This is a genomic window from Mucilaginibacter sp., assembly GCF_041660805.1.
In the GTDB taxonomy this organism is placed as follows: Bacteria; Bacteroidota; Bacteroidia; order Sphingobacteriales; family Sphingobacteriaceae; genus Mucilaginibacter.
Genome location: NZ_JBAZVP010000009.1, coordinates 1 through 26,349 on the forward strand (window position 1 = coordinate 1; position 26,349 = coordinate 26,349).

22 protein-coding genes and 1 pseudogene are annotated in these 26,349 nt (G+C 42.4%); 15 read left to right on the forward strand and 8 right to left on the reverse strand.

Annotation, left to right across the window (positions count from 1 at the left end; translation table 11 throughout):
- Positions 1-341 precede the first annotated feature (341 nt).
- Together WC743_RS13250 and WC743_RS13255 are read right to left on the reverse strand one after the other, a co-directional pair.
- Positions 342-1,346: a DUF3810 domain-containing protein gene (locus tag WC743_RS13250; protein WP_373012490.1), complete on the reverse strand. Its 1,005-nt coding sequence runs from the start codon at positions 1,344-1,346 to the stop codon at positions 342-344.
- Between the two features lie 195 nt (positions 1,347-1,541).
- On the reverse strand, positions 1,542-2,060 hold the full coding sequence (locus WC743_RS13255; protein ID WP_373012491.1) for a DUF2911 domain-containing protein: 519 nt from the start codon (positions 2,058-2,060) through the stop codon (positions 1,542-1,544).
- Positions 2,061-2,353: 293 nt separating this feature from the next.
- Here WC743_RS13255 and WC743_RS13260 point away from each other — a divergent pair, with 293 nt between their 5' ends.
- Complete coding sequence (locus WC743_RS13260) at positions 2,354-4,006, forward strand: ArnT family glycosyltransferase (protein ID WP_373012492.1); 1,653 nt, start codon at positions 2,354-2,356, stop codon at positions 4,004-4,006.
- 469 nt (positions 4,007-4,475) lie between these two features.
- Here the strand turns inward: WC743_RS13260 and WC743_RS13265 are convergent, their stop codons facing one another.
- The 4 genes from WC743_RS13265 to WC743_RS13280 form a co-directional block, all read right to left on the reverse strand.
- Positions 4,476-6,908: an MG2 domain-containing protein gene (locus tag WC743_RS13265; RefSeq protein ID WP_373012493.1), complete on the reverse strand. Its 2,433-nt coding sequence runs from the start codon at positions 6,906-6,908 to the stop codon at positions 4,476-4,478.
- Between the two features lie 98 nt (positions 6,909-7,006).
- A complete protein-coding gene (locus WC743_RS13270; RefSeq protein WP_373012494.1) occupies positions 7,007-7,225 on the reverse strand; it encodes a hypothetical protein in 219 nt (72 codons plus the stop codon).
- 75 nt (positions 7,226-7,300) lie between these two features.
- On the reverse strand, positions 7,301-9,778 hold the full coding sequence (locus WC743_RS13275; protein WP_373012495.1) for a TonB-dependent receptor domain-containing protein: 2,478 nt from the start codon (positions 9,776-9,778) through the stop codon (positions 7,301-7,303).
- A gap of 112 nt (positions 9,779-9,890) precedes the next feature.
- Entirely contained in the window at positions 9,891-10,304 is a 414-nt protein-coding gene (locus WC743_RS13280) for an EamA family transporter (protein WP_373012496.1), read from the reverse strand.
- 184 nt (positions 10,305-10,488) lie between these two features.
- On the opposite strand from WC743_RS13280, the gene WC743_RS13285 reads away from it, so the two are divergent.
- The 3 genes from WC743_RS13285 (at position 10,489) to WC743_RS13295 (ending at position 13,287) form a co-directional block, all read left to right on the forward strand.
- A complete protein-coding gene (locus WC743_RS13285) occupies positions 10,489-11,517 on the forward strand; it encodes a fatty acid desaturase (protein WP_373012497.1) in 1,029 nt (342 codons plus the stop codon).
- Positions 11,518-11,697: 180 nt separating this feature from the next.
- Complete coding sequence (locus tag WC743_RS13290) at positions 11,698-12,603, forward strand: hypothetical protein (RefSeq protein WP_373012498.1); 906 nt, start codon at positions 11,698-11,700, stop codon at positions 12,601-12,603.
- 237 nt (positions 12,604-12,840) lie between these two features.
- Positions 12,841-13,287 carry a ubiquinol-cytochrome c reductase iron-sulfur subunit gene (locus tag WC743_RS13295; protein WP_373012499.1) on the forward strand — a complete coding sequence of 149 codons (447 nt, stop codon included), beginning with the start codon at positions 12,841-12,843 and terminating at the stop codon, positions 13,285-13,287.
- Between the two features lie 342 nt (positions 13,288-13,629).
- Here WC743_RS13295 and WC743_RS13300 read toward each other — a convergent pair whose 3' ends face one another.
- A complete protein-coding gene (locus WC743_RS13300) occupies positions 13,630-15,636 on the reverse strand; it encodes a glycoside hydrolase family 127 protein (protein WP_373012500.1) in 2,007 nt (668 codons plus the stop codon).
- A 266-nt stretch (positions 15,637-15,902) separates the two neighbouring features.
- Here WC743_RS13300 and WC743_RS13305 point away from each other — a divergent pair, with 266 nt between their 5' ends.
- The 9 genes from WC743_RS13305 (at position 15,903) to WC743_RS13345 (ending at position 24,192) form a co-directional block, all read left to right on the forward strand.
- Complete coding sequence (locus tag WC743_RS13305) at positions 15,903-16,337, forward strand: hypothetical protein (protein WP_373012501.1); 435 nt, start codon at positions 15,903-15,905, stop codon at positions 16,335-16,337.
- A gap of 17 nt (positions 16,338-16,354) precedes the next feature.
- Entirely contained in the window at positions 16,355-16,792 is a 438-nt protein-coding gene (locus WC743_RS13310; protein ID WP_373012502.1) for a hypothetical protein, read from the forward strand.
- A 149-nt stretch (positions 16,793-16,941) separates the two neighbouring features.
- Positions 16,942-17,304, forward strand: a complete 363-nt coding sequence (locus WC743_RS13315) for a hypothetical protein (RefSeq protein ID WP_373012503.1) — start codon at positions 16,942-16,944, stop codon at positions 17,302-17,304.
- Positions 17,305-17,424: 120 nt separating this feature from the next.
- A complete protein-coding gene (locus tag WC743_RS13320) occupies positions 17,425-17,793 on the forward strand; it encodes a hypothetical protein (protein ID WP_373012504.1) in 369 nt (122 codons plus the stop codon).
- A gap of 140 nt (positions 17,794-17,933) precedes the next feature.
- Entirely contained in the window at positions 17,934-20,279 is a 2,346-nt protein-coding gene (locus tag WC743_RS13325) for a TonB-dependent receptor (protein WP_373012505.1), read from the forward strand.
- A gap of 1 nt (position 20,280) precedes the next feature.
- Entirely contained in the window at positions 20,281-21,726 is a 1,446-nt protein-coding gene (locus WC743_RS13330) for a PepSY domain-containing protein (RefSeq protein ID WP_373012506.1), read from the forward strand.
- Positions 21,727-21,728: 2 nt separating this feature from the next.
- Positions 21,729-21,938: a heavy metal-binding domain-containing protein gene (locus WC743_RS13335; protein WP_373012507.1), complete on the forward strand. Its 210-nt coding sequence runs from the start codon at positions 21,729-21,731 to the stop codon at positions 21,936-21,938.
- A gap of 315 nt (positions 21,939-22,253) precedes the next feature.
- Positions 22,254-22,943 (forward strand): DsbA family protein, encoded by a 690-nt coding sequence (locus WC743_RS13340; protein ID WP_373012508.1) that lies wholly within the window; start codon positions 22,254-22,256, stop codon positions 22,941-22,943.
- Between the two features lie 100 nt (positions 22,944-23,043).
- On the forward strand, positions 23,044-24,192 hold the full coding sequence (locus WC743_RS13345; RefSeq protein WP_373012509.1) for an MFS transporter: 1,149 nt from the start codon (positions 23,044-23,046) through the stop codon (positions 24,190-24,192).
- Positions 24,193-24,197: 5 nt separating this feature from the next.
- Here the strand turns inward: WC743_RS13345 and WC743_RS13350 are convergent, their stop codons facing one another.
- Positions 24,198-24,467, reverse strand: a complete 270-nt coding sequence (locus tag WC743_RS13350) for a hypothetical protein (protein WP_373012510.1) — start codon at positions 24,465-24,467, stop codon at positions 24,198-24,200.
- 357 nt (positions 24,468-24,824) lie between these two features.
- Between WC743_RS13350 and WC743_RS13355 the strand changes: the two genes are divergently transcribed.
- Both WC743_RS13355 and WC743_RS13360 read left to right on the forward strand, forming a co-directional pair.
- Positions 24,825-25,553: an MlaE family ABC transporter permease gene (locus WC743_RS13355; RefSeq protein ID WP_373012729.1), complete on the forward strand. Its 729-nt coding sequence runs from the start codon at positions 24,825-24,827 to the stop codon at positions 25,551-25,553.
- Positions 25,554-25,559: 6 nt separating this feature from the next.
- Positions 25,560-26,039: pseudogene (locus WC743_RS13360) on the forward strand (ABC transporter ATP-binding protein); the annotation flags it as partial.
- Between the last annotated feature and the right edge of the window lie 310 nt (positions 26,040-26,349).

A 26,349-nucleotide genomic window follows, 5' to 3' on the forward strand; every position in this document is an offset into this window, starting at 1 on the left:
AAATATAGGTAGCCGAAAGGTTTTTACTATAAGAACTTGGGTAAACAAACATGTTATCTGAGGTTTAGTTGATCAACATTATTTGAGAGATGATGTTGTCGGGCGTTCCGGGGTGAGATACGGAACGTCTTTTTTAATTATTGATTTAGTGATTTAATGAATTAGTGATTTTTAAAGCCTTTCAACCGGGATTAAACAGATTTTTTTGATTGAGCAGATTTGACTAACAGGTAGTTAATTATTGAGTTAGCGAATTAGTGAATTTTTAAAGCCCCTCAACCGGGATTAAACAGATTTTTTTGATTTAGCGGATTCCTACTTAACATAACAACTTTTCACTTTCAACTTTTCCTCTTATACATCGCCATAACTAATGATACCATTCTGTTGTAGGTATTAAGTCCCTCGGGTTGGTTATTGGCTTTCAGGAAATTATCGTAAAATACACTGGTTATGATATTTATTTTATTTTGATAAGATAACCAGTACAAACGTTCGGCTTTAAAATCTCTTTTAACTTCCGGCGAAATGCGCAGTTTTAATTGTTTGTGAATAACCGTATCGGTAAGGCGCATGGTGTGCATAAACTCCTCTACCGCCAGATAATAGCCAGAGTAGCGCAACAATCTGTCTTTTGATGATGTTGCCGCCATATAGCCCGCAAAGTTAGCCTCGTCTTCGGCGCCGTAACCCATCTGATGCGACATTTCATGGCAGGCCACAAACGGCCGGTTAAAAACAGGCATCTCGTAATTCACCTGTGCTTCGGTAGTAAACGGGTTGTAGTAGCCGGATGTGCCAATGTAATTCATCAGCGGTGTTAATAATGACGGCTTTATTCCCGGGCTGTAGGTTTTAAAGTTGGGCGAGCTGTTTGACAGGGCAGTTACTGCTTTTAATGCCCTATGGTAAATGGTATCATTGTTCTGTCTGAGATCGGCCGGGGTTATGCGGGAGCGGCAACTGTTAGCACTGTCTATCAGTATGCCGGTTACGGTTTGCAGTTCGACAATTGTAAAGGTACTATCCTTTAGGTTGAGCCGCTCGGCTACAGATGGCCGGAAATAATTCATCCCCCAAAAAATATAAAATATCAGGATGCTAACCTGTACGCCTATTACCAAACCTAAAAAGAACATGCCTGCCTGTGCAAACCGCTTCTTAAACGCAAGTTTAATGAGCCGGACAATGGCATACAGCAAATAAATTATAACAGCCGTGTAAACTATATCGCCAACACTAAAGGGGAACAGGTTTAAAACCGGGTGCAGCAAATAACAAATAACAGGATAAAGTCCGTTTGAATAATAGCGCTCAATAGCGTGCGGATGATTTGCAAATACCATTAACAGGTATATTACAAAACATAATAGAAGTACTATGATCCCCCTGTTAATAAGGGGCTTTTTGCTAAAACGATAATGCATGGGCCACTGTAAATATAACGCTTATTATACTCAAGGGAATATTAACTTCCGTTAAAAAAAATAAATAAAAAACCCCGGCATTACCGGGGTTTAATTCATGTGTTTAGTTAATAACTATTTAGTTATTGAAACCGGTACTGATACTTTATCCCAGTTTAATGAGAAACCTTTACCGTTTATTTTATAAACCAAACGCTCATTCATTGCTGATTTAGCCGGTTTTACAGTTACACGTAATGCATCTTTGCTTTCGTCATACTTAAACGCGCCCCATTGTTTAGGCACTTTGTTAAAAATGATTGTCCAGCTGGCTTCAGTAGGGATGGCAAATAAACCGTAGCTACCTGCAGGTAAGGCTTTACCTTCTACCTTAATATCTTTACTGGTTGTAAAAACAGTAGCTTCGTTTGCGCCTGCACGCCATACTTTACCATATGCTTCTAATCCGCCAAATACTTTACGGCCCTTTACTGACGGGCTGCCATAGTTGATAGTAATTTGTGAGCCGGCTACAGCAGCACTCACACTATCGCGCGGGCTTGCTGCCGGTTTTTGCTGTGCAAATAAAGTTGTCGAAAAAACTAAAGCAAAAACAAGTAATGCCGCTGTTTTAAATTGGAATGTCTTTTTCATAATGTTATTGGTTGAAGTTTACAGATATAAAGATATATCGAAATTTTGATATGACACAAATAACTTTCATGCCCGATTTTATGTGGAGTAAATTGGCTTTAAAAAAAATGCCCATACAAATAAAACCTTCACTCCATCAATATGTTATATAATATGAATTCACATTGCAGTTAGGAATTGACCGAAAGGTTAAACAATTGTTGTGAGTTTTTGCCCCTGCCCATGGGCGGGGGTTTTTTTATGCCTTAATTTTGATGCCATTAACTTTATATTTGCTGCATCAACCTCTATAAATGAACAATAACAACAAGCCATTTTACCTGATACTTTTTGTTTTGGCATTGGTGGTTAACTTTATTGGCATTGGCATCGATTTTTTCTCTGATGATCCTGGTCTTTACGCGTCCATTTCAAGGGCGCTTATTTATAAACAAGATCTGCTGCAGTTATTCAGTTACAATGCAAACTGGCTTGATAAGCCTCATTTTCCGTTTTGGGCCATATTTGTAAGCTTTAAATTGTTTGGCGTAAGTGTTTGGGCATACCGGCTGCCTGCGCTGCTTTTCTTTTTGTTAAGCTTGCTGTATACCTACCTTTTTGCCCGCAGGTTTTACACCAAAGAAATAGCTGTAACGGCGGTTTTAATAGTGATGACGGCACAGCATGTACTGCTCTCAAACGTTGATGTTAGGGCCGAACCTTATTTAATGGGATTGATAATTGGCAGCATTTATCATATAGCCCGGTTATATGAACGCTATACTTTAGCTGATCTTTTGTTGGCCACCCTGCTTACCGCCTGCGCTATCATGACCAAGGGGATCTTTGTTATTGTAGCCATATATGGCGCCCTGCTTGGCCAGCTGATATTTCAAAAAAAGTTCACAGATCTTTTCAAAGCAAAATGGTGGCTGCTATTTTTGGCCACTTTTATTTTTACCCTGCCAGAGCTTTATTCACTATACGTTCAGTTTGATATGCACCCGGAAAAGATTGTTTTTGGCAGGCATAATGTATCGGGCATACGCTGGTTTTTGTGGGATAGCCAATTTGGGCGCTTTGTGAACAGCGGCCCAATTGTACAGCAAAAATCTGGCGATGTATTTTTCTTCATACACACATTACTGTGGGCTTTTGCCCCCTGGTGCCTGTTCTTTTATTATGCCCTGTTTAAAACATTAAAAAGCATTTGGCAAAAAGTAAAACTTGCCGAATATTATACTTTAAGCGGGGGACTGTTTTTGCTGCTGTTGTTCTCTCTATCGCGTTTCCAGCTGCCATTTTATACTAATCCTATTTTCCCGCTGTTTGCCATTATAACCGCTCCTTATTTTTACAGGCAGCTATCGCGTTTGGGTGATGCCTACTGGAAAATAATACAATGGATAGGGGTGGTTTTACTGCCGCTTATTACAATAGCCATCCACATTTATTTGAAACCTGCCGGCAATGCCTGGTTCATTGCCGATTGTTTATTATTTGGGGCGATAAGCTTTTTCATCATCATAAAAGTTTCGCCGTTAAGGCAAAAGGCATTTTTACTAAACTGCTGCGCGGTATTGTTTGCTAACTTTTACATGAACACCACCTTCTTTAAAATTCTTGCAAGCTACTGCGGGCAAATAACAGCGGCCAGTTATGTTAATCAACCTCAAAATAACGGTCAGCATATTTACTCGGTTAATGCGTCAAACAACATTTTCCAGTTTTATTGCAAACGCCCTGTTGATTTTGTAGCTATTGATGAGTTTAAAAACTTCCCATCAGGCCAAAAGTCCATCTTCTATTTCAGTCAGCCATCTATAGATTATTTGATTAAAAACCACGTTGATTTTAAGGTGATCAAAACATTCACAAACTATCCGCAGGAAAATATTTTACCGGCCTTTATCAATAAAGAAACCCGGTACAAAGTGCTTGACCGGGTTTACCTGATAACGAAATAAACCTGTCTGTGCTTTGTGGTAAAAAACAAAGGCACTAAAACTTTGCATTTGGCGAACCTGCCTAAAGATTTCGGTGAGGACACCGAAATGGGAGTTTGGCTGTGATATATAACCTACCCCGATGGTTGTGTCCTCACAAAAAGTTGCATTTGGCGAACCTGCCTAAAGATTTCGGTGGGGACACCGAAATGGGAGTTTGGCTGTGATATATAACCTACCCCGCTGGTTGTGTCCTCACAAAAACTTTGCATTTGGCGAACCCTGCCTAAAGATTTTGGTGGGGACACCGAAATGGGAAGTTGGCTGTGATATATAACCTACCCTGCTGGTTGTGTCTTCACAAACTTTGCGTTTGGCGAACCTGCCTAAAGATTTCGGTGAGGACACCGAAATGGGAGTTTGGCTGTGATGTATAACCTACCCCGCTGTTTGTGTCCTCACAAAAAGTTGCATTCGGCGCACGGCCTCATTATTGTACTTTATACTTATAAACGCTTCTGCCAATGTTGCCGTTACTATCCATACCTTCAATAACCATACGGTAGTTGCCGGGTTTATTGGCGTTCACTATATTAAATGTGGCATTGCCATCTTTATCAGTATTAAGGTTGGGGTTCCATAAAACTGTGCCGGTATAGTCGTTTGCAGTTGCTGCAACAGCATAGCGCGGCGTATAAAAATTGCGGGTTTTATAAAAACCTTGCGGCGCTATTGATAACAGGCCCGGCGACATTTCAACAGATGTGTTTGCTTCCAGATCATCACCACCCATTCTTGATGTAAGTAGCATAACCCCACCGCCGGCCCCTAAGCCGTATATAGATGCGTTGGAGCCTTTCAATATCTCTACTCTTTCAATATCATTGGGGATATAATTGTCAACATTGCCGATACCAATTGCCCCGTCTACAACAATCAACATCGGCAACAACGCTGATCCACCTGAGCCAACTACCAGGCTATTATTTAAATAAGGCACTCCTTTTTCGAAATGCACCCCACGAACAAGCCCTGATAAAACATCAGAAAGTTTAGTTGCATTCTTAAAATCCTTATGGTTAATTACCTGATCGGCATTGCCGGCACCCGCATAGCTCACTGTTCTGTAAGCATCTTTAGCTTTAACATTACCCGGTTGCGGTTGGCGTACTTTATTAACAATTGTTGTTTCCGGCGGCTTGGTGTTTGCCGGCAAATTATCAACAAGCTTACTTACCGGCTGCGTGTTTGCAGTAAGCGGTAAACCATTATAAGTTTTATCAAGTGTTATTTTGGTTTTATTTTTAATCGCAGGGTTCTCTGTTTTTAAGAGGAACTTTGTTTTATCAGTAAAGCCCAGGTCCCTGAAAACAAATTTCCCATCCGCGTTGGTTGTCGCGGTTAATGATTGCCCGCTTGTTGCCAATAGTAAGCTAACCTTTTCATTAGCTACCGGCTTGCCATCTTTAGTTGTCATTACACCGCTTACCTGCAAACCATTCTCGGGGTTGTAGGTAATTGCCGGGGCGGGTTCATTCAGCAGTTCGTTCCACACAAAACGGCGGTACCCCTGGGTTAGCATTAATATATCAAGGCTTGCCTTAGCATCTGCGTTAGCTGCAGAAAAATAATAGTTTGGCTGCTCAATGTATCCCTTAACTTCTGTTGATAGTAACAGATCAGACAGGATAGAGCGTTCGGTATTATCATCTGCCGGCACCCGGCTGTCATCGGTAACCGCTACAGAAAAATACCCGGTTAACGGTTTATCATCGCCACCTTTTACATTAAGCGTAATACCAGCCTTTTCATTAGGCGCATAGGTGGGCTTGGCGTTTAATGCCAAATTTAAAACATCGGTATTTTGCACAAATGCAAGCCGCTCATTTAATGGTATGCCCGCCTGCGAAAATACCGTAACCTGTACTATCCCGGTTTTAAAATCATTTACAGGCAAATCAAGACCTATCACCTGGTTATCCAATACAGTTTTAACCGTTTTAACCGTACCACTGGCGTATATTACTATGTTTATTTCTTTGTTCTTGTTTTCAAGATAATAGGGCTTATTAGCATTTATATCTATTGATAGTTTGCCGGGCTTTTCATTATTAACAGCCAGGGCCATCCCTTTTGCATCGGCTGCAGGCAGGTCAACAGTATTTACGCTCCCATCAGGATAGGTGATCTTTGCTTTGTAAGATTTGCCCTCCTCCGCGGTAACAAAAAACTGGCCCATGCCCAAATGTGCTGATGTGAATTTGGTAACCTCTTTATTTAAGTTATCAACTATAACCCCTTTTATATTTACCCCCAGGCCATCGCTGCCTACAGCTTTAAAGGCTATTCTGCAAGGCACAGCGTTAATAAAGCTGCCTCCTTCCGGAAAAAACTGCACATCAACTTTCTTATTGGCAGTTTTCGCAGCGTCAGTTACCTTTGAAATACTCCTCCCCGTTACCGGGATGTTTTTATCAAAGAAGTATTTGTTGCCTGCATTTTGCATCCATTGTGTATATGCCCTTACACGGTAATTCCCTTTAGGTATGTATGCCGGCAAAGCAAAATCGCCCCATGCCTGCCCGTTGGTAATTTGTAATATAAGCGATTGCATTACTACCGAATCGCTTTTGCTGATCAGGTCTACATGCAGCACGCCGCTTATTTTTGTAAGCTCGTGCCGTTCGCCCGCTGTTATGTAAGCTTTAAAGTAAATGGTATCGCCGGGGTCATAATATGATCTGTCAAAATGAAGATAAGCTTTCTCAATAACCCTGTTTGATGATAAAGTTTGCAGCCTTTCCACCACATCTTTTATACCGCGATTATTTGGGGGAGTAAGCTGTGTATTGCTGTTAACCTGCGCATACAGCTGAAATTGCATGCAGGCGGTTACAAACACTATCAAAAAGGGCCTTTTCATAATGGTTAGAATTAAGTAATGTAAATACAGGCTGATTAAACCCGTTATAATTGGTTTATAAATATACTGATATACAGTACACTATACAAGCAATAATTTTACAAGCTACCTAATGAAGACGGGGTTTCGTCGTCCTTAATTTCTTCCCAATAAATGGTTTCCTGGTAAATTCGGTTTTGTATGGCAACCTGCGCCTTAATTTTCTCGAGCTCGGCTTTAACCTCGTCGGCACTTAAGCACGCGTTTAACGAATGATAGAAAATTACATAGCCAGTTCTACTGTTTATGAATTTATAATGTTTATCAGCAGCACTCATGGTAGTAGCAATAATCCTTTATATCCATACAATAATAAACGGCTGCCATTTGTTTTAGCAATGCTTTAAAACATGTTACCGGTTACCTTCTGGCGGTGCAGGGGTATCATTATCTTCCTTATCGCCTTTTTCTTTCTCCTTAGCAAATTCCAGTTTACCAAATTTATAGCTTAGGGTTATACCAAAGCTTTGTACCGGCGCCTGGCGCAGGTTTATTTGGTTAAAGGTTGGCCCAAAGGTGTTTGAGCGCATGTTAACATACTTGTTGAAAGGGTTGGATGCTAAAAGGCCCAAACTTGCTTTTTTGTTTAAGAACTGTTTGCGTATTGCGAAGTTATAGAACAGGAAATACGGGCGTGTACCCTGCAGGTTTTTTTGCGATGAGTTATAATTACCAAATGCCTCGGCAGTAAGGTCATGCCCAAACTGGTAGGTAGCATTTAAGTTTACGCGGTAACCAAAGCCGGTAACCCTGTTAACGCCCGGGTTATCATTTGTACGGCTAACCAAAAAAGCATTGGTGCGTAAATTTAACTTGCTGCCTACCGGTACCGATGCAAAAATGTTACCACCTATTGATGTTTGTGTACCTATGTTACTGCGCTGGGTAAGCAGTACATTGGGGTAATCGCGGCCATTGATGGTCAACAGATCATAGGGGACGGTATAGGGTTGTATATCATCAATATTATGGCGATAAAATGTACCTATATAAACATTGGCCCCACCTTCAAATGATTTGTTGTAACCCAGCTCTATCCCATGGCTCACCTCGGGTTTTAAATTAGGGTTACCTGTGCTGATGTTATGCGGGTCGCTGATGTTATAAAATGGATTTATCTCACCATAATCCGGCCGCTCAATGCGGTAGTTATAGCTTAGCTTAATACTTTGTGTTTGCGTAAGCTTGTGTGATAGCGTAGCTGATGGCGCCAGGGTGTTATATCCCGGTATATTAACCCCCGGAAAATCTGCTGTGGTTTTGGTGTACTCATTTCTAAGGCCCGCCTTTACATCTAACCAGTTATGAAACAATGATGCAGAGGTTGATAAGTAAACAGCATAAATATTACGCTTATAGTTAAAGCCGTAGGTTTGGTCGGCATTGTTGGCGTAAGTTCTATCGGCCAGTAAGGTATCTGTATTAACTGTGTTCTTTAAGTTTTCTATAACGGCTTTCGCACCGCCCTCAAGGGTAAAATTCTTGGTAACCGGCTGGGTGTAATCAACAGAGATATTAGTTTCCCTATCGTTACCGGGGTTATTGCCCCTTGAGCCTGTTGCCTGGTAGCCGCCGCTTAAGTAATCTTGTTCCTGAAAATAGTTTACCGTGTTTTTGCTATAGCTGGAGCTATAAAGCACCTCCAGTTCCTGGCCTTCTTTCTGAAAGGTTTTTTTATAGTTAACGCTGTAATCGGTGGAGTTTGCACTAAAGCGGCTGTCTGAATTACGCAGGCTCAACAGCTGCGAAATTAAGCTACCATCGGCTGCCGTCTGTGTTTCCTGCTGATTGGTTAACCCATAGTTATGGTTGCCAAAATGATTAAAACCAAGTGAAGCGGTCAAATCATCTTTAGGTGTAATGGCCCAGTTAAAGCTTATGCCGGTTTGGTAACTGCTGCGCTGTGAGGTGTTGCTGCCATTTTGCAACAGGCGGGTTGTATCGCCGGTGGTATTGTATGATGACCGGTCGTTAGCACTTTTACCGGTTGTTTTTAGCTGTGCGTTGCCACTAAAATAGGCGTTCACGCCAAAATTTCCTTTTCGGGCGTTAAGGTTAAGTGAGCCATTCTCTAAACGGGTACCTGCCGCGGCATTTATACTGCCGTTTACGCCCGATACTTTACTGTCTTTTAATATAATGTTGATGATACCACCTGTACCGGCCGCATCATATTTGGCACCGGGACTGGTTACCACTTCAATACTTTTTATCTGGCTGGCCGGGATAGATTGCAGCGCGTCGGCAAGGCTTGCCCCAAATATGCTTGATGGCTTACCATTTATCAAAAAGCGGATGTTTGAATTACCCTGTAGCTCCACATTGCCATCAATATCAACCGTAACCTGTGGCACCTTCTTTAATACATCAATAGCTACACCACCCTGTGCCGTAAGGTCATTGGCAGCATTGTAAACCATTTTATCAATCCTGTTTTCAATAATGGGGGCTTTGGCAGTAACATTAACTGTGCTTAGCTGGTTTTGAACAGGCTTTAGCAGGATATTACCTAATGCAGCGCTGCCGCCCGCGTTAACAATTACATGCTCTATCGTACTTCTTGTGTAGCCTAAAAAATCAACGGTTAGCTTATAATCGCCGGCAGGCACATTCTCAATATTAAAATTGCCCTTCGCATCGGTACTAATACCATTGAAAGGGCTCGCGCTCCCTTGTTTAAATAAAGATACGGTAGCATAATCAACCGGTAATTTGGTCGCAGCATCGGTTACCTTTCCATTTATTTTGCCTTTTCCGTTACCGGTTTGGGCATTAACATTGATGAAAGCTGATATAAAAAGAAAAAAAAAGAAGGTAAAAACCGATCGCATACTCTAATTACAATTTAATCCGAACTGCAAAAATCCTAAGAAACTTTGGATTAAAACTGATTTTTCGGTTACAACACGGAATTGTTACAATTTTAACAGGTATGCCTGTTTGTTAAAATATCAGTACAAGCGTGCCCGCAATGATCAATACAGCACCTGATGCGGATTTGAATGTAAGCGGTTCTCCCAAAAAAACAACCGACAAAATGATAGCGATAGCAACACTTAACTTATCAACCGGGGCCACTTGCGAAACCTTGCCCAGTTGCAGCGCTTTAAAATAAAATATCCATGATAAGCCCGTTGCACAGCCTGATAAGACAAGAAAAGTCCAGTTTAATTTAGTTAGGCTGCCTATATAGTGATTGCTTCCTCTGTACATAACAATTGCCCAGGCCAGTAACAATATTACAACCGTACGGATCCCCGTTGCCAGGTCCGTATCAACTCCTTTAATGCCTATTTTGGCAAAAATTGCGGTAAGTGCAGCAAATACTGCCGATAGCAAAGCGTAGATCCACCACATAATATATTTTTATATTAAATGTATGTAATTATTTAACCAGTTATTCAGACTATTTTCCAATTAATCCACAGTATAAAAATTAACCAAAAAGAAATAAAAATTACTGATTTTATAAATTTCCATAAAATATCTAACAAAAATCTTTATCTTAGACCTTAATCCTTTAATGACCGTTTAAGCTTATATGATTAAGAAAACTGATTTTGTGTACTCTTCGGAGTCAGAGCCACACCGTATCCGTACCAAGAAGATATTAAAACAGTTCCCGCAGCTACGTAAACTGATTGGCAAGAACCCTAATACCATTTTTGCAATTATTGGGCTGGTAGTTTTTCAAGTGGGCATGGCCTGGTTGGTGAGAGATCAGTCATGGTGGATAATTGTTGGCGCCGCTTATTTATTAGGCGCGTTTGCAGATCATGCGTTATTTGTAATGATACATGAATGTACGCATCAGCTGTTATTTAAAAATCGCAATGCAAACCGCTTTGCATCAATGTTTGCCAACTTACCGCAGATATTGCCAAGTGCTATCTCATTTGAGAAATATCACATTAAGCACCACTCTTTTCAGGGGATACATGAGTTGGATGCCGATCTTCCTAACCGTTGGGAAGCAAAACTGATCAGTAATTCATTTGTTGGAAAAGCACTGTGGTTGTTATTCTTCCCGGTTTTTCAATTGTTCCGTTTATCACGCTTAAGAGAGATACACCCCTTTGATGGCTGGATCTTAACCAACTTACTTATACAGGTAGTGTTTACTACCGCGATATGGTATTTTATGGGCTGGGGCGCTATCGCCTTTTTGTTACTGAGCTTTTCGTTCTCTGTTGGCCTGCATCCGCTGGGTGCCCGCTGGATCCAGGAACATTACTTAACACATAGCGTTGAACAGGAAACATATAGCTACTATGGTGGCCTTAACAAGGTGGCCTTTAATGTGGGCTTCCACAATGAGCACCATGATTTTCCTTCTATCCCGTGGAATAAGTTACCTGAGATAAAGAAAACAGCTCCGGAATATTACGAAACATTGTATTACCATACCTCGTGGACCAAATTATTCTTCCAGTTTTTGTTTGATCGGGAGATATCATTATTTAACAGGATACTGCGCAGGGACCGAGGCAAAGTTGCTATTACCGATGTATCAAAACCGGATGCGGAAATGAACATTGCCCCGCAAACAAAAGTACCGGCCGAGGCATAGCTTCAGCTATTATAAATTGCAACAGCCCTAAAGTTTACCGTATAAGCTTTGGGGCTGTTGCAATTTAACAGCAATGCTTAAACCAGTATTTTAATATTACTTTTGTAATAAAATAGCAATTATTACTACAAACTTCATAATATATGAACCATTTGTATGTTATTACTTGCTTATAGATACATGAGCAACCGTAAAAAATTAAATATTTTCATACCCTTTGTTGTACTGATATTTATTGGTGCCTTTGCCAAGCACAGGCTAATAGATAATAAGGAGCTGCCGCAGGGCAGGCTGTTAAACAAAGCGATGAATGAAATATCAGGCATAGCGGCATCGGGCATAGATCCTGGTATTTACTATGTACATAATGATAGCGGTGATACCAGCCGTTTTTTCGCCATTACTGCCGATGGCAAACTGCGCACTACTATTTATTATAAAGCAAATGGCTCTACAAACGGGGTGTATGATTGTGAAGATATTGCTGTTGGCCCCGGCCCGGTTAAAGGCAGAAGCTACGTTTACTTGGGCGATATAGGCGATAATGCCGCAAACAGGAAATATATAACCATTAACCGTATAGAGGAACGCAAAACATGGGATAAAGACAGTATAGCGCACGCGGTACAAGCGCCCTTATATGTGAGCTATCCGCATGGCGCCCGGGATGCCGAAGCCATGATGATAGACCCGGTTGAGAAGCTCTTATATATTGTTACCAAGCGCTTTGATTCTGTTGAAGTATATACCACCCCACTCAATTTTAAGGCAAAGGATACCGCTACTTTAACCTACAGGTGCAGGTTGTTTTTTAATGGGATAAAACCTTTTAAGTGGATAACCGCCGGGGATATTTCAAAAAATGGCGAACAGATCTTGCTAAAGAGTTACGAAAAAGTATACTACTGGGAACGCAAACCCGGCGAACACATTTGGCAAACCATGCAAAGGCCACCCATTGAACCATCCTACAAACAAGAAAAGCAAGGCGAAGCAATAGGTTTTACCCCCGATGGTAAAGGGTACTACACCACCAGCGAAGGGGTGTACTCACCTATTTATTTCTACGAAACGCCGGGCCACTGATCAGTTCATCTGATCAATTCCTCGTTCTTCCTGTTGCTCAATCAATAACCCATCCTAATAAAAGTTTGCTGCATATTACTTGCCGTATAGCCATTGCAGCGGTTACCACTTAGCCCCATCTGCATTTTCCCATTTAATAATGTTACCGGGGCAACCTTTGTGCAATAAAAACCGTGTTGTATATAAATAAGGCACATTTATAATTAACAACAACACCAAACACAAAAACATTTATCTATGGAGAGGCACGAATTTTTAGCAAAATTAGGTATTAGTATGGCAGCTATTTGCACCGGGTGCAGCCTGGTGGGTTGCGGTTCAAAAAACAACGACCCAAGGCCGGGCACCGGCGAAAATAACCCGCCCGCGTCAGGTACCGGAAACCTTTTCAATGTTGATTTAGCTACAGAGTTGCAAACCGTAGGCAGCTCTAAAGTTACAGATGGTGTAATATTGGTGCGTTTAGCGGCTGCTAACGTGGCCAGTTCGTTTACAGCAGTACAGGTAGCTTGTACGCATGAAGGCACAAGCATTAATTACAATACCGGCCAGGGTAAGTTTATTTGCCCGCTTCATGGCAGCCAGTTTAGTACAACGGGTGCGGTAATAATGGGTCCCGCGGCATTATCTCTCAAAAAATATGCTGTAACTGTTGAAGGTAGCGTTTTAACAGTTACAGCATAACATAGTTATCCCCTGCCGGTTGTTTTTGTCTGCGCAAACAGTTCTATTCAGCGAACCTGCCTAAAGATTTCGGTGAGGACACCGAAATGGGGAGTTGGGCTGTGACAGATAAATCCCCTGCTAAAAGGTGCATTCGGTGAGCTTGCCTGAAGATTTCGGTGAGGACACCAAAATGGGGAGCTTGGGCTGTGATAGACAACCTACCCCGCTGTTTGTGTCCTCACAAACAGTTGCATTCAGCGAACAGGTCTGAAGGTTCCGGTGAGGACACCAAAATGGGGAGCTTGGGCTGTGATAGACAACCTACCCCGTTGTTAGGCGGGGGGTAATTATTGTGATACCTTAATGCGTCAGCAGATCAACATACTTTACCTGTTGCGGAAACCATACCGTCATTTCGCCTTTGCCCCGGTTGGCCCAGGCATAGTAAGGTATAGCCGTAAAGGTTTGGTTTTGGGTAGATATGTTCTGCCCGTCGCCTGCAATATTTACACCTTTAACATCCGCTGTTAAAACGGTAACCCCGTTAAGCAATGCCGGCTGGTACTGCGTAGTAAAAGCAGTGTTTTGCGGAATAATAATGTTTGATGCTTTGCCGTCATTATCCTTCCACTCGGCGCAATACATGAGCGGGCCGCGCTGCAGGGCAATCTTTCCGCTATCTTCGGGCAGGTTAGTGTTGGCAATAACACGCTGTACAGCCATCGGCAGGTTTACTTCTACCTTATCTCCCTTCTTCCATTTTTTGCTGATCACCGCGTAGCCATGCTCCATTTGATAACTAACCGGTTTGCCGTTTAATTTTATGGTTACCTTTTGGGTAGATGCCTGTTGGTAGCTATACAAATTTGATGGGATAGCCTGGTTTTGCGCCCAGCCCGGTATACGGATCTTCAGGTTCAGATCCATACTCGCTGCCGGGTTTATAGTAAAGGCCAGCCCACCATCCCAGGGGTAATTATTTTGTTGCGTTATTGCTATTGCTTTGTTGTTCACCTTTAAATTGCCGGTGCCACTTATAAATAAATTCACAAATACATCCTTACCATTTTGGGCGTATATATAGCCGGGTATTGAAGGCATCAGCCTTACCACGTTTGTAGGGCAGCATGAACAGGTGAACCATCCGGCACGTTCCCGCTCAATATCCGGGTGGTTAAAATTATCCTGTATTTGCATGGCATTGGTGTAAAAGAAAGATTTGCCATCTAACCCCACGCCTGATATTAAACCATTGTACAGGGTCTTTTCCAGCACATCAATATATTTGGCATCGCCGTGCAATAAAAACATTCGCTGGTTCCAAAAAACATTACCAATAGCGGCGCAGGTTTCGTTATAAGCAGTTGCATTAGGCAATTCATAATTAGCGCCAAAGCGCTCCCCATCGCCAACGGCACCTATACTGCCTTGCACATACATTTTTTTGCCCACCATATTATCCCAGATCTTGTCAATGGCGGCCAGGTATTGTTTATCGCCGGTAAGTGCTGCAACATCTGCCATACCCGAGTACAGGTACATGGCGCGCACAGCATGCCCTTCGGCTTCGTCCTGCTCTATTACCGGTTTATCGTCCTGGAAATAGGTACCGTTTTCCCAAACGTTCTTGCTTTTTTTATTGTATTGTTTTTTACCGCGCTCGTCAATAAAAAACTTAGCCAGGTCCAGGTATTCCTTTTTACCGGTAATGCGGTAAAGTTTTACCAAACCCATCTCAACCACCTGGTGGCCAGGCGCTACATGCTTTTTATTGGGGCCAAAAGTTGCCACCAGCAGATCGGCATTTTTTAAAGCGATATTCAGAAAATTGCGTTTGCCCGTAGCCATGTAGTGTGCGGCGGCTCCTTCAAACATATGGCCGCTGTTATACAATTCGTGACTATTGTTTTGTTCATTTATCCAACGCTCGGCCCCGGCCCATGCCTGGGGGTGCAGCGGGTCTATAGTGCGGGCGGTGTACAGGTAACCGTCGGGCTCCTGTGCTTTACCTATAATAACAATTAAAGAATCCAGGTAGGCGTCCAGTTTTTTATCCGGGTGCTGGGCAAGCGAATAGGAAGCGCCTTCAATGGTTTTATAAATATCGGTATCATCAAACGGATAGGTTGTGCAAAACTTGCCTTTCCCCTCGGCAGCCATTTGAAAGTTCTTTACCCTGCCGGTGGTTTTGCAACGGTCAAACGAAGCAGGGATAGTAACAGTACGGTTGGTTTCTATACGCGATGTCCAAAAATGATCGGTCAGCTTTACATTGGTAAAAGCAACTGGCTGTATAGGATAGTCTTGCTTTTGCGCTAAAGCAGATAAACTGCTGCAGGTAAAAAGCAAAAAGAAAAGCTTTTTCATGGAATAGTATTTTACTTAAGGGTAAAGCTAAAAAAATATAGGGATTTATGGGAAGATGTAAGCAGCTGAAACATCTAATAAATTTTTATTCACAAAAGCCGTTTCAAGACTGTAACCTAAGGTAAAAAGCCTTCGTCTAATCGACACAATAAATTATATTACTGATAATCAAATATATAAACAGCACAATTTATTTATATAGTACTTTGTATTGCATAATACTATATAAAACATATATCTTTGATAATATTAAAACAAATCACAAAATGAAAGCAAAAAGCAACCTAAAGAAACTGATACTCGCCCTGCTTTTAATGGTAGCAGCAAGTACGATAAGCTATGCGCAATGCGACAAAACCGATACCATAACGTCATCAACAACCTATCACCTTGACGATAAGGGTGTAGTTGAACGAACTAAGGACGAAGAAACCGTTATCACTTTTAATAAAACCAACATTACCATTGCACCGGGCGGAGAGGATCATGTTACCAGCGGACCTGTAAAATCATACACTTGCAACTGGACAACCCCTTTTAAAGTTGGCAAAACTGTTATTACAGCCGTCCTCACAGATGGAGGGGAAGATATAAATGCCACTATTACTATTGAAGGAACGGACGGCAAGGTTACAGTGACATTTGAGGCTGATAAATTGCAGGGCAAAAAGATACAGGTAGTAGCTAATAAGTTTGAATAATTTAAACCCATCATAAAATGAAAACCAAAAACAACTTACAGAAATTGATACTTGCCCTGCTTTTAATGGTGGCAGCAAGTACAGTAACCTACGCGCAATGCGACAAAACCGCAACCTTAACTTCATCAACAACCTCTTACATTGATAACGATGGTAAGGTGATAAAATCCAAGGCAGAAAAAGCTATAATTACTATCACTAAAACGGATATAACCATTGTGCCCGGCGATGAAGAACATAAAATGACCGGGGCAATAACGTCAAAAATCTGCGACTGGAAAATTCCTTACAAAGAAGGTAAATTGGTGGTTAAAAGCACCGTTTCAGGTGATGGAGGCGATGAAAAGCATATTACTGTAACAATAGAAGGCAAGGACGGGAAAGTTACCCTAACGTTTGAAGCCGAAGAAATGACAGATAAAAAGATTTGGTTAGTGGCAGATAAATTTGAATAAATATAAGCCGTTACTGCTTACTTATATGAGGCTTTTGTTGACAATGCATGTGCTTGCCCGGATGAAGCTATTGCTATTAAAATTAATATATTGTTCATAATTTATTTTAATAAAAAGCATACATTTAAGTCGATATTAAATAAACTCATATGAAAAGAAAAATCTTTACTACAGCCTTATTATCTTGCTGCTTTATGATATGTTTGGCAGCCACATTTGCTGACATTGCAGGAACATGGACCGGCGACCTTAAGATGACCGACGGCAACACTATCCCGTTGAGCTACACTTTTAAGGCTGATGGCGAAAAACTTACCGGAACTGCGAATTCACCACAAGGCGAGGTAGCTATTGAAAATGGTAAAATTGCCGGCGATGCAATTACCTTTACTGTAAATGTACAGGGCATGGAAATTCCGCATACCGGCAAATGCTATCCGGATTCAATTGCAATGAACATACAGGTAGGCGACGACCACCTGCACAGCAAATTAGTAAGAAAAGCACAATAATTTCTTTGTATAAAAGAATACGGACCCTGCCTAACCGGGCGGGGTTTTTTGTTGCTATGTACCGGCAAACAAGGAATGAAATGTTGCTATCTAAAACTACATAGCTTACCTTTGCGCCGCATGCAACGTATAATCGCATATTTATTAATTGTTTCGCTGGTTTCGGCAAACTTTACGCGCTTATTTGTTTACGCAGGTTTTGAATTGAATAAAAATTATATTGCCGCCAAGCTTTGCGAAAACCGCGCTAAACCCTGGATGCATTGTAACGGCAAGTGCTATTTCATGAAAAAGATAAAGCAAGCCGAAGACAAACAAAACAGCGAAAACAGGCAGGCGCAGAAAAACCTTTTTCAGGAAGCATTTTACAGCCGGCCGGTTGTAATTAAGTTCCATTCCGTTTTACTGTCGGTAATAGCAGTACCTAATTACCGTATTAAACTCCCTGAGCAGCCACGCTCTGTGTTTCAGCCTCCACAGGTTTCATAGACCGCACTTTTCTTCATTTAATATTTATTACAGTTTAAGATGATGGCTTAACGCCCTTTATCTGCCGTGCCATTTGCGCACATGGCTGTAGCTTATTTATTGTCGCGGCCTTACCGCCGCGGGCAATCTTATACCATTCTATGAAACTATCTATTCTACTATACCTGCTATTGTCGTTTATTTCGGCGATAGCCTACGGCCAGGAAAACTTAAGCGGGACCGTTACCGATGCCCACACTAATGAAGCCATTCCCGGTGTTATGGTGGGCAATGCCACAACCGGCAAATGCCTTGCAACCACAAATGCCAAAGGCAAATTCACTATAAAAGCCGAAAGCGTTACAACTTTACGCTTTACTATAATAGGTTATGCCGATAAACTTTACACGCTTGCAGGCAACAATCCTGTAAACGTTATGCTGGAACCATCAACCGTTAACCTGCAGCAGGTGGTCATATCTGCCAGCAGGGAACGCCAGGCAAGGCAGGATGCCCCTATCGCTATCAGTAAGATCAACGCTACCCAAATTCATGATACCAAAGCTACCGCGCTTTATCAGCTCTTAAATAAAGTGACCGGTGTTTACATGGTCAATCTTGGGAACGAGCAGCATACAATGGCCATCCGCCAGCCTATTACTTATAACGCGCTTTATTTATATATGGAAGATGGTTTGCCTATTCGCCCTACCGGAATTTTTAACCATAACTCGCTTTACGAGATCAACATGAGCGGTGTGCGCGATATTGAGGTGATAAAAGGCCCGGCATCATCACTTTATGGCAGCAATGCTATTGGCGGGGCCATCAATTTTATTACCCAGGGGCCACCTGCGGGCTATGCCGGCAACGTATCTGTACAGGGCGATAACTACCACTACCGCAGGGTTGATGCCGATGGCGGTTTCAGCACCGGCAAGTTTGGTTTGTACGTGGGTGGATACATTGCTCATCAAAAAGATAGCTGGCAGGATTATTCTGATTTTGATAAACGATCAGGAAATTTCAAAACCACTTATGATTTTGATAACGCAACCCGGCTCACTGCATCTGTAGCTTACAACTACCTTAACACCCAAACCCCGGGCAGCTTGGATAGCGCGCATTTTTACAGTCGCAGCTATGGCGCTAACCAGCGTTTCACTTACCGCAAGGTTAATGCTTTTAGGGCGAATGCTAAATTAGAGCATTCCTGGAGCGACAGGAGCAATACTTTCCTGACACTGTTTTACCGCGATAACTCAACCGCGCAATTGCCCAGTTACTATATATCTGATGTGAGGGACAATGCGGGTAATTACGTTAGCTCTAACGGGCAGGAGAACGACCAAAGCTTTCATAGCCTGGGCCTGCTGGCACAACACAGGCAGGATCTGGATTTTTTGCATTCCCGGTTAATTGTGGGTGTTTATGCTGATAATAGTCCGAGTTCGTATTATGCCAAATATCTCGACATACAAAAAGATGTGCAGAACAATTATTACACCGGCTATACCAATACCGGCCGTTTTATTGATGATTACCGTATTAAACTGTTCAACACGGCAGCTTACGCCCAGTATGAAATAAAACCCGCCGAACCACTAAGAATTGTAATGGGTTTACGATACGACAGGATCCATTATAACTTTACAAATGGCATCCCGGCTGGCAGCACCAAGTACAAACAACAGGAAACAAACGACTTTAATATTGTAGCACCAAAGCTGGGCCTTACCTACAATTTTGGGAACAACAAAGGTTTATATGCCAACTACAGTGTGGGTTTCCAACCACCGGAGACCGGCGACCTGTACAGTGCAAGGCAGCTTACCCCGCTAAAACAGGCCACGTTTAATAACTACGAGGCAGGCGGCTGGTTCACGGCGCTCAACAAAAAAATGTATGTAGAAGTAACCCTGTATGACCTGGAAGGCCGTAACGAAATTATTAACCAGTTACTACCAGACAATACTACCCAAAACCAAAACGCGGGGGCTACCCGTCACCGTGGGATTGAGTACTCTGTAGCTTACGCGCCTGTTAGCGAGCTGAGTTTTAGGTTCAGCGGCACCAATGCCAAACATACCTATGTTGATTACAGCGAAGTGGCTACTAACTTTGGTACAGGCACAAGCACGGTTACGGTTTACAACGGCAACCGCATGAACAACGCCCCCGCCTGGATAGCCAACTCAGAGATTACCTACAAACCGGCCTGCATCAATGGGTTTAGAATAGCTACGGAGTGGCAGCATATTAACTCCTACTTTACTAATCCGGCTAATACAAAAACCTATTCGGGTTATAATATATATAACCTGCGTTTGGGGTACGATGTAAAAAGCAGCGTGTTAAAAGGCATGGGGATTTGGTGTAATGTGCTCAATTTAACCAACAAGCTTTACGCCACAACGGTTACCAGCAACCAATACGGCGATACCTATAACGCGGCACCGCCACGCATTTACACATTGGGGGTTAGTTATTCCTTCTCAAAAAATTAAGATGGCAACAGCAAAACAAAACTTTTATAAATGGCATAGGATATTGGGCTTAACGGCCCTTATCCCCGTCATCTTCTGGACACTGAGCGGTTTGTCGCATCCGTTTATGTCTAACTGGTTCAGGCCCGTTATTGCACTGGAGGTGTTTAAGCCCATATCGCAAAGCGAGATGAAACCGGTCTTGTCCATTCAGCAGGTGCTGGATAAAAACAGCATTACCGTGTTCAGGAATTTTAACATGGTGAACTTTAATAAGCAAACGTATTACCAGGTATTGGGTAAGGACAGCGTTTACAATTATTTTTCTGCGGATGATGGCGCTCCCCTCAAAAATGGCGACCAACTATATGCCACTTTCCTGGCGAGATATTTTACGCAGGATTCTACATCGGCAGTAAAGAATAGCAGCCTGCAAAAAACATTTGATGCGCAGTATCAGCCTATTAATCGCTTACTACCTGTTTGGAAAATTTCATTCAACCGGCCCGATGGTATGGACGTTTACATTGAAACCAGCCATAGCCGCATGGGAACGTTCAATAATAACACCCGTAAAACCATGCTGTGGTTTTTTGAGCAATTCCATACCTGGGCGTTTTTGGCAGCCATTGGCGGCGAGCAGTTCCGCATTGTGGTGCTATTGGTTATTGTGAGCATCATGTTTTTATCGCTGTTAAGCGGCTTAACTGTTTATGGTTTCTTTTGGAAGAAATTTAAAGCGGCGCAGCAAAACCGCAAAGCAACGGGAAAGGAAGATAACCGCTTTGTGCACCGCTTTCACAGGCAGATCGGTTTAATCGTCTCTTTTGTGATGTTCACCTTTATTACCAGTGGCGCATTCCATCTGCTGGTTAAGCTGCATAACATTGATCCGGAGAAGAAGACTTATGAACAACTCATTAACCGGAAAGACCTGCTTGTATCTAATTTGCAATTGCCTATTGCTGATAGCACCATAAAAAAGGTATCGCTCATTAATTATTTTAACAAACCCTATTACCAGGTAAGCACCAATAAAAAAGAAGTGCTTTACTTTAGCGCAGCTGATGGCAAGCAGTTAGCCGATGGCGATAAACAGTACGCAGCTTATTTAGGTAATTATTTCAGGCTGCAAGCTATAGGATTAAAACAGGTGAAAGGTAAGCCAACTATTACCCAGATCCGCCAGTTTGATAACGAATACGGCTTTATTAATAAACGCCTGCCGGTTGAGAAAGTGGAGTATCCCGGGGGCGAGAACTGGTATATTGAAACCACTTCATCAAAGCTGGCCACAAAAGTTGCCAGCATTGACCGCACAGAAGGATTTTCCTTTATATTTTTGCACAAGTATTTTGGCATGAGCTGGGCTGGCAAAAACATCCGTGATGTGGTAAGCATGCTTGCAGCGCTGGGTGTATTGGTAGTATCTTTATTCGGCTTTGCCTCATTTATAAAAAACAAATAACCATGAAAAGAACCATCATTATATTAGCATTTGCAGCACTTACCATAGGAGTAGGCGCCTGCAATAACACCACAAACAAAAACGCCCAAGAAACCGCCAAGCCCAAAGGCAAATACTATTGCACCATGCATCCCGAAGTTACCAGTGAGAAGCCCGGCACATGCTCAAAATGTGGCATGGACCTGGCAGAACGGGATACAACAGGGAAGTAAGGAGGTAGCTGTCATGGTGAGCTTGTCGAACCACATTGCTGGGCAGGGCCTTTGTGCGCGTCCTTCAACAAGCTGAGGATACCCCCTTTCCCCGCGCGTCATTGCGAGGCACGAAGCAATCTCCCGATAGAAAAGTAGGTGACAAGCATGTCGGGGATTATTAATGAGTTTGATTTTTCTTGATGGCATTAATGAGCTCCCTGCGGTCGGTTGTCTTCGCTATTGCTCGCAAAGACGTCCAAGTACGCTATTTTGACTTTAAGCTTACGCTGATAATGAGTATTTGCCGTAGTTTTATGCAAAATATTTAAGCGTATGAAAGTTGAGATATGGTCTGATGTGATGTGCCCGTTTTGCTATATAGGTAAGCGCAGGTTTGAAGATGCATTACAGCAGTTTGCACATAAAGATGAAGTTGAAATTGAATGGAAGAGCTTTCAGCTTAACCCGGATCTGAAGACCGATCCATCGGTTAATATAAACCAGTACCTGGCTGATGCAAAAGGCTGGACACTGGAGTATGCACAGCAAATGAACGCCCATGTAACAGAAATGGCTGCCGAAGTTGGTTTAACATACAACATGGATAATGCCGTTGTGGCCAATAGCTTTAATGCGCACCAGTTCACTCATCTTGCCAAAAAGCATGGTTTAGGCGCTGCCGCCGAAGAGCAGTTATTTAAAGCCTACTTCACCGATGGCAAAAACATGGATGATGCAGATACCCTTGCCGAATTGGGTGCAGAAATAGGACTTGATGCCGAAGAAATAAAACAAACCCTTACCGCCAATACTTACGCCGATGCTGTAAAACACGACATTGCCGAAGCATCATATTTAGGGATCAGAGGCGTACCTTTCTTTGTAATGAATGGCAAATATGCGGTATCAGGTGCGCAGGCGGTACCCGTATTTACAGAAACACTGGAAAAGGCCTATAGCGAATTCAGGCCGGCCCTTGAGGTGATTGATGGCCCCGTTTGCGGCCCCGATGGCGATTGCTGATAATGTATAATAATGATAGTATTTAATAAGTAATTATTAAGCTATATTTGCATATACACATTAATGGTGTATAATATACACTAAGCGCCTTTATAACGTATTGGAAGCACTATTACCTACATACCATTTTTCAAGAAAAACGTTGCGCATTGCAGTAGGCGCCATGTTTTTTATGACAGGCTTATGCTTTGCCAGCTGGGCATCACGCATTGCTACCATACAGCAAAACCTTAATTTGAGCGATGCCGCCCTGGGTGGCGTATTGTTTGCCATGCCTGTAGGCTTAATGTGCTCGCTGCCTTTTTCCGGATGGGTGATCACCAAAATAGGGAGTCGCAAATTATTAATTGGGGCGCTAATTGTTTATAGCTGCTGCCTGGTTACCCTGGGGCTGGCCCAAAACACCATTCAGCTTATAATTTGCCTAACGCTCTTTGGCTTTGCAAGCAACGCGGTAAACATATCTGTTAATACGCAAGCCGTAGCTGCCGAAGAACTTTACCAGAAACCCATTTTAGCATCCTTCCATGGTATTTGGAGTCTGGCCGGTTTTACCGGGGCAGGAATCGGCACTTTCATGATAGGTAAGAGCATTATCCCTTTTTACCACTTCGGTCTTGTTTTTATTATCATCATCATCACTATAGCACTGGTTTCGGGTTATTTAAAAAATGACAAAGTAGCCAGCAGCGGGCCGGTTTTTGTTATGCCTGATAATTCCCTTATTAAACTGGGTATTATCGCGTTTTGTTCCCTTATTTGCGAAGGGGCCATGTTTGACTGGAGCGTTATCTACTTTAAAAAAGTAGTGCTTGCACATGGTGCCTGGATAGGTGCAGGTTATACTGCTTTTATGCTTACCATGGCTACCGGCCGCTTCATTGCCGATTGGTTTGCACATCGTTTCGGCTTAAAACGCACCTTACAGATCAGCGGGATGCTTACCGCTACCGGGTTACTTGTAGCAGTTGTTTTCCCATATTTATTTACGGCATTAGCCGGCTTTTTATTGGTAGGCTTTGGTGTATCATCAGTGGTTCCATTGGTTTACAGTGCGGCGGGGCGTTCAAAAACCATGTCGCCGGGAGTGGCGCTGGCTGCGGTTTCAACCATTGGCTTTATGGGCTTTTTGATTGGCCCGCCCGTTATTGGTTTTATAGCCGGGCTGGCTTCATTAAGGGCATCGTTTACGCTGATAGCTGTAATGGGCATCTGCGTTACTGTATTTTCTACAAAAGCCAGAATCTGATTTGCTTATCCTTCGTTTAAATCTGCCTCATTAGGGTTCAATACATACTCAAAATTTTCATGTCCGTTATGAAAGATAAATTTCAGCCTTTCATGCGGCAAATTAATATCTAAAGAAATAGCGGCTAAGGTTTGGGGCAGGTTATCCCTTATTAATTTAAGATCGGTTATGTTGGGCATTTCTATGGTTATATCATTATCGCGGGCTTCAATCTTCCAATCTTTAACATTGGCTGCCCTTAATACATTTACCCATTTTTGTTGATATGCGTTCATATGTATTTGATTTATATACGACTATGAACAGGTGGGGCATAATTAAGTTTTAGTGTTTCTGTAATGCCAATATTTAAGGTATCATATCGTTATAAAATTCATATTGTGTAATCCATTGTTTTATATCATTTTTGCACGGCAGTAAATTTGACCATATATCCATGGCGGTCAAATCGTCTGTATTATGTAATAATTGTGTAATTACAAACAAGTTTCATCACAATTTGCACTGATACTTAAATCTATATCTACATAAGTTATACCTTTGCCCCATTAATGGCCACCACAAAAAGCATCACCAAATTCGCCCCTTCCCGCTTTACAAGGTTAAAGGATAAAGTAGCGGCTTTCTTTATAATGCTGTATAGGGTTTACTGCTTTATACTGCGTTTTTTTAAAGAAGTATTTCTGCCTCCTTATGAACTTAAGGAGGTTGTAAGGCAATGCTATGAGGTAGGTGTACGTTCATTTACGCTTATATCATTAACCGGTTTTATTGTAGGGGTCATTTTCACCAAGCAAAGCCGCCCGTCGTTAACAGATTTTGGTGCAACATCATGGCTGCCATCGCTGGTATCCATTGCTGTTATGAAAGCCCTGGCGCCGCTGGTTACCGCGCTTATAGCTGCAGGTAAAGTAGGCTCAAGCATAGGTGCCGAATTAGGCTCAATGCGGGTTACCGAACAAATTGACGCCATGGAGGTATCGGGCACAAAACCTTTTAAATTTTTAGTTTGCACGCGTGTTATCGCTACCACTATTACCATACCTTTGCTGGCTACCTACACAGCGTTTATAGCGCTATTGGGCGGCTACCTGAACGTTAGTCAGAACGAAGGCACCAGTTACAGCACCTTTATGGAGCAGGCCTTTGAACCGCTAACCTTTGTTGATTTTTGGGCATCATTAAGTAAAGCCATTGTATTTGGTTTTACTATAGGCATTGTGGGCTGCTACCAGGGCTATAACTCTACCAAAGGTACCGAAGGTGTGGGTAAAGCCGCTAACGGAGCCGTGGTAACTGCTATGTTCCTGGTGTTTATTGAAGAAGTTTTAATTGTACAAATAGCCGGCTGGTTCCGATAATAATATATGGAAAAACAAAAGGCACATATCGATAAAGACAACACGGTCATCAAAATACGGGGGGTTGAAAAATCTTTTGGTGATTATGAAGTATTGCGTGGCATTGATCTTGACCTTTACCAGGGCGAGAACCTTGTTGTGCTGGGCCGCTCGGGTACGGGCAAATCAGTACTAATAAAATTAATATCGGGTTTATTATCAACTGATACAGGCAGCATTGAGGTTTTAGGCAATGATGTAACCGCCATTAGTGAGCGCGAACTGCAGGAACTGCGTATAAGAATAGGCTTCTCTTTCCAGAACAGCGCGCTTTATGATAGCATGACGGTTCGTAAAAACCTGGAGTTTCCGCTGGTGCGTAACCGCAAGGGAATTACCCGTGCCGAAATAAATAAGAATGTAGAAAGTGTACTGGATGCTGTTGGGCTTTCACATACTATTAACCAAATGCCATCAGAGCTTTCAGGCGGGCAGCGTAAGCGTATTGGCATTGCCCGTACGTTGATATTGAACCCTGAAATTATGCTTTATGATGAGCCTACCGCGGGACTTGACCCTATAACCTGCATAGAAATAAACTCCCTGATAAACGAGGTTCAGGCTAATTACAAAACCTCATCTATCATCATAACGCATGATCTTACGTGTGCCAAACAAACCGGCGACCGTATTGCCATGCTGCTTGACGGCCGGTTTCAGCGGATGGGGACATTTGAGGAAGTTTTTAATACCGACGACAGCCGGGTTAAACCTTTTTATGATTATAATTTTACAGAATAATATTAGTACCATATAT

Coding starts and splice junctions, on each gene's coding strand:
- WC743_RS13285 (WP_373012497.1), top strand. CDS start 10,489: ATGATTAAGAAAACTGATTTTGTGTACTCTTCGGAGTCAGAGCCACAC.
- WC743_RS13280 (WP_373012496.1), bottom strand. CDS start 10,304: ATGTGGTGGATCTACGCTTTGCTATCGGCAGTATTTGCTGCACTTACC.
- WC743_RS13355 (WP_373012729.1), top strand. CDS start 24,825: ATGCTGTATAGGGTTTACTGCTTTATACTGCGTTTTTTTAAAGAAGTA.
- WC743_RS13265 (WP_373012493.1), bottom strand. CDS start 6,908: ATGAAAAGGCCCTTTTTGATAGTGTTTGTAACCGCCTGCATGCAATTT.
- WC743_RS13320 (WP_373012504.1), top strand. CDS start 17,425: ATGCAACGTATAATCGCATATTTATTAATTGTTTCGCTGGTTTCGGCA.
- WC743_RS13350 (WP_373012510.1), bottom strand. CDS start 24,467: ATGAACGCATATCAACAAAAATGGGTAAATGTATTAAGGGCAGCCAAT.
- WC743_RS13300 (WP_373012500.1), bottom strand. CDS start 15,636: ATGAAAAAGCTTTTCTTTTTGCTTTTTACCTGCAGCAGTTTATCTGCT.
- WC743_RS13260 (WP_373012492.1), top strand. CDS start 2,354: ATGAACAATAACAACAAGCCATTTTACCTGATACTTTTTGTTTTGGCA.
- WC743_RS13275 (WP_373012495.1), bottom strand. CDS start 9,778: ATGCGATCGGTTTTTACCTTCTTTTTTTTTCTTTTTATATCAGCTTTC.
- WC743_RS13315 (WP_373012503.1), top strand. CDS start 16,942: ATGAAAAGAAAAATCTTTACTACAGCCTTATTATCTTGCTGCTTTATG.
- WC743_RS13295 (WP_373012499.1), top strand. CDS start 12,841: ATGGAGAGGCACGAATTTTTAGCAAAATTAGGTATTAGTATGGCAGCT.
- WC743_RS13330 (WP_373012506.1), top strand. CDS start 20,281: ATGGCAACAGCAAAACAAAACTTTTATAAATGGCATAGGATATTGGGC.
- WC743_RS13340 (WP_373012508.1), top strand. CDS start 22,254: ATGAAAGTTGAGATATGGTCTGATGTGATGTGCCCGTTTTGCTATATA.
- WC743_RS13250 (WP_373012490.1), bottom strand. CDS start 1,346: ATGGTATTTGCAAATCATCCGCACGCTATTGAGCGCTATTATTCAAAC.
- WC743_RS13310 (WP_373012502.1), top strand. CDS start 16,355: ATGAAAACCAAAAACAACTTACAGAAATTGATACTTGCCCTGCTTTTA.
- WC743_RS13270 (WP_373012494.1), bottom strand. CDS start 7,225: ATGAGTGCTGCTGATAAACATTATAAATTCATAAACAGTAGAACTGGC.
- WC743_RS13335 (WP_373012507.1), top strand. CDS start 21,729: ATGAAAAGAACCATCATTATATTAGCATTTGCAGCACTTACCATAGGA.
- WC743_RS13290 (WP_373012498.1), top strand. CDS start 11,698: ATGAGCAACCGTAAAAAATTAAATATTTTCATACCCTTTGTTGTACTG.
- WC743_RS13325 (WP_373012505.1), top strand. CDS start 17,934: ATGAAACTATCTATTCTACTATACCTGCTATTGTCGTTTATTTCGGCG.
- WC743_RS13255 (WP_373012491.1), bottom strand. CDS start 2,060: ATGAAAAAGACATTCCAATTTAAAACAGCGGCATTACTTGTTTTTGCT.
- WC743_RS13305 (WP_373012501.1), top strand. CDS start 15,903: ATGAAAGCAAAAAGCAACCTAAAGAAACTGATACTCGCCCTGCTTTTA.